Origin of the sequence: Methylobacterium brachiatum (assembly GCF_020523825.1) — a bacterium.
GTDB lineage: Bacteria > Pseudomonadota > Alphaproteobacteria > Rhizobiales > Beijerinckiaceae > Methylobacterium > Methylobacterium brachiatum.
Window position 1 is genome coordinate 1 of the sequence record NZ_JAJALK010000043.1, and the last position, 3,799, is coordinate 3,799.

Genomic DNA, 3,799 nt, shown 5'->3' on the forward strand with positions numbered 1-3,799 from the left:
AGGGGCCCGGTGAGAGGATGGTCGAAAACGTACGCTAAGCGTCGCGGCCTTGCTGGTGGAGGCGCAGCGGCCTGAACCGTTCGCGGGGCTTGTCGATTTCGGCCCAGAGATAGTCGCCGGTGAGGCCGACATGCTCCCAACCCAGCGGGGCGACGTGGGCGAGCAGGTCGTCGGGCACCGCGACGCCGCTGCCGCGCAGATGGCGGATGGCGCGATCGAGATAGACGGTGTTCCACAGCGTGACGGCTGCGGTCACGAGGGTCAGGCCGGAGGCGCGATGGCGCTGGTTCTCGAAGGTGCGGTCGCGCAACTCGCCGAGGCGGTTGAAGAAGATGGCGCGGGCGAGCGCGTTGCGGGCCTCGCCCTTGTTGAGGATGCTGCCGGTCCGGCGTCGCTGGCCGGGATCATCGAACCAGTCGAGCATGAACAGGGTGCGCTCGACCCGCCCGATCTCGCGCAGCGCACGCGCCACGGGGTTCTGGCGCGGATAGCCCGCGAGCTTGCGCAGCATGACCGAGGCGCTGACGGTGCCGGCCCGGATCGAGGCGGCGAGCCGGAGCGTCTCGTCCCAGTCCGCCTCAATGGCGCGGACGTTGACCGGCCCGGCGACGAGCGGGCGCAGCGTCGGCCACGGGTCGAGCGGCGACAGGCTGTACAGCCGGCGCTCGTTGAGATCGCGGATGCGCGGCGCGAAGCGGAAGCCGAGCAGGTGGCACAGGCCGAAGACATGATCGACCGCACCCGCGGTGTCGGTCGCATGCTCGCGGATGACCAGGTCGCTCTCATGATCGAGCAGCCCGTCGAGGACATGGGCGGCCTCGCCGGCATTGGCGGCGATGACCTTGGTGTGGAACGGCGTGAAGCGGTCGGTGACGTGGGTGTAGAACAGCACCCCGGGTTCGGTGCCGTAGCGGGCGTTGCGATCGGCGCGCGCCTCGCCCTGTCCACCGGCGCAGAAGAACTGCCCGTCCGACGACGACATGTCGCCCGGGCCCCAGACCGCGGCGAGCGGGTGCGCGGTGTGGCAATCGACGATTGCCGCCAGCGCCGACAGGTAGGTCTCGTCGCGCACATGCCATTCCGCCGTCCAGCGCAGGCGCGGCAGCGTCAGCCCGCGCGAGCTTTCCGCCATGCGCCCGAGGCCCAGGTTGGTCGCGTCGGCGAGGATCGCGCCCATCAGCGCCGACGGGTCGGAAGCGGGTACGCCGCTGCGGGCATGGACGAAGCAGTCGGCGAACCCCGACCAGGCGGCGACCTCCACCAGCAGGTCGGTGATGCGGACACGCGGCAGCATCGCGTAGAGCCGGCTCTTCAGCGCCTCGGCCTCGTCGGACGGGGAGCGCCGGATGGGTGAGATCAGCAGCTGCCCGCGCTCGATCGTCACGTCGACCAGCCCACCGGCTGCGGCGGCGCGCTCCACCTCGGTCATGCGCCGGGCCAGGAGCGTGCGGCGCTCCTCATGCCATCGGGCAAACCCAGGCGCCGCGGCGAGGCGCAGGTCGCCATCGGCGCGCATCGTCTCGAACGCGGGCACCGGCAGCAGATAATCGTCGAGCGTGCGATAGGCCCGGCTGCCGTCCACCCAGATGCTGCCCGAGGCCAGCCGCTCGCGTAGGTGGACGATCACCGCGATCTCGTAGGCGCGCCGGTCGATTGTCCCCTCGACCGGCTGCACGACCTTGCGCCACCGCGGCCTGATGAAGCTGGTCGGCACCCGCTTCGGCAGGACCGATCGACCGTCGCGGTGCATCGTCCGCAGCGCCTCGATCGCACCGAGCAGCGGATCGCCCGACCGCGCCGTGCGGAAGTTGAAGGCAGTGAGGAAGGTGGGGGCGAACCGCCGCACGGCGGGATAGCGCTCGACCACGTCCTCCAGGCCGTCATCGGTCGAGCGCGTCAGATCCTCGGCGACGCGGATGCTGCTTTCAAGCCGGTCCCACCCCACCCTGTCGTCGATCGTGCGGAAGGGGTCGTGCCCGGTCGCGCGGGCATCGACCAGCAGTCGGCCGAGCCGGGCATGGAAGCGGGCCGTTTCCTTCAACATCCGCGCCTGCCCGAGCAGCCGGTCGGAGCGGGTGCGGTCGGCACGGCGGAACAGCGCGCCCACCATCTTCTCGACCATGACCAGGGCGGCGTCGGTCAGCGCCGCCTCCATCTCGATCATGGAGGCGACCAGCATGGCGAGCCGGCGCGGGCGTTCCAGGCGGCGCAGATGCTGGGCGGTGACGAGGCCGGCGGTGCGCGCGATGACGGCGTAGCGGGCGGCATGGATGCGGCGTGCCCCGTCCGCCGCGATCCCGATGGCGCGCACCGCGTCGAGCCGTTCGACGATCCCCTTCAGGTTGGCGGCCGACGGCGCCTCCGGCCACTCCCGTATCCAGCCGAGCCGGGTGCGGCCGTCGTCGTCCGAGGCGATCAGGCGATCGAGCGCCGCTTCCTGCTCGGCCGGGCAGTTTTGGATCAGCCCGGCATGGGCGGCCTTGCGCGCCCGGGTCCGTACGATGAGCGCCAGCCGTTCCAGCGTCGATGCGGCCGGCAGCACGATCCGGCCCAGCCTCAGCCGATCGACCATGCCGGCGACGATCGTCTCGCCCCGGTCGGTCGAGGCGGCGATCTCCGACCCCACCGCCAGCATCGATCGCACGTCCGCCCCCTCGAAGGCGCGCAGGCCGAGCCAGGCTTCGATCTCGGCGCGATGCTCGCGCAGCGTCGTCGGGCGGGCGGCATAGCTGGCGAAGTCGGTGGCATTGCATCCGATCTGACCGGCGAGCAGGTCCAGCATCGCGTCGGGCACCGCCTCACCCGCCACCAGTGCGCGTCCGGGATGACGGAGATAGCAGAGCTGCACCGCATGGCCGATCCGGTTCGGACCTCGCCGACGCCGTACCACCTGCACGAGATCGTCCGGACCGAGGGTGTAGAGTCGTTCGATCGTCGCGTGATCGGCAGGCGGGTCGAAGATCGCGGCGCGCTGCGCCGGTGACAAGATAGTCTTGGCCGGCATCCGCTTCCCATCCGTCACGAAACAGAAATGCGGGCCTGTTCACGGAGCGTAGACTACAAGACGAGTTGTGTGACATTATGCTGACCGATCGGCGGGCAATGCCGCTCCGTCACGCAGACGGACGTATGAATGACGACCGTGATCGGCTACGCCCGGGTGTCGAAGGCCGACGGCAGCCAAGTGCACGACCTGCAGCGCGACGCACTCGTCGCGGCCGGCGTCGATCCCGGGCACATCTACGAGGATGCCGCCTCCGGTCGGCGCGACGATCGTCCCGGGCTCGAGGCCTGCCTCAAGGCGCTACGGACCGGCGACACGCTGGCGGTGTGGAAGCTCGACCGGCTCGGCCGCGACCTGCGCCACCTCGTCAACCTGGTCGGGGATCTCACGAAGCGCAACGTCGGGCTGAAGGTGCTGTCGGGCGAAGGCGCCTCGATCGACACCACCACGGCCAACGGCCGGCTGGTGTTCGCCATCTTCGCCGGCTTGGCCGAGTTCGAGCGCGAGTTGATCTCCGAGCGCACGAAGGCCGGGCTGGCCGCGGCTCGCGCTCGCGGCCGCAGGGGCGGTCGCCCCTTCAAGATGACGCCCGCCAAGCTGCGCCTGGCTCAGGCCGCGATGGGAAACCCCGAAACCTGCGTCGCCGACCTCTGCGTGGAACTCGGCATCACCCGGCAGACCCTCTACCGGCACGTCACGCCCAAGGGGGCGATCAGGCCAGACGGAGAAAAGCTCCTCGCCCGCACCGGTCGGCGGGCTTAGCGTACGTTTTCGACCATCCTCTCACCGGGCCCC

At 70.5% G+C, this 3,799-nt stretch carries 2 protein-coding genes; one reads left to right on the top strand and one right to left on the bottom strand.

Annotated features, from left to right (window positions below):
* Positions 1-34 precede the first annotated feature (34 nt).
* Positions 35-3,004, bottom strand: coding sequence for a Tn3 family transposase (locus LGR69_RS31635; protein WP_059410308.1), 2,970 nt, complete (start codon positions 3,002-3,004; stop codon positions 35-37).
* A 129-nt stretch (positions 3,005-3,133) separates the two neighbouring features.
* On the opposite strand from LGR69_RS31635, the gene LGR69_RS31640 reads away from it, so the two are divergent.
* On the top strand, positions 3,134-3,766 hold the full coding sequence (locus LGR69_RS31640) for a recombinase family protein (protein ID WP_053620541.1): 633 nt from the start codon (positions 3,134-3,136) through the stop codon (positions 3,764-3,766).
* Positions 3,767-3,799: the final 33 nt, after the last annotated feature.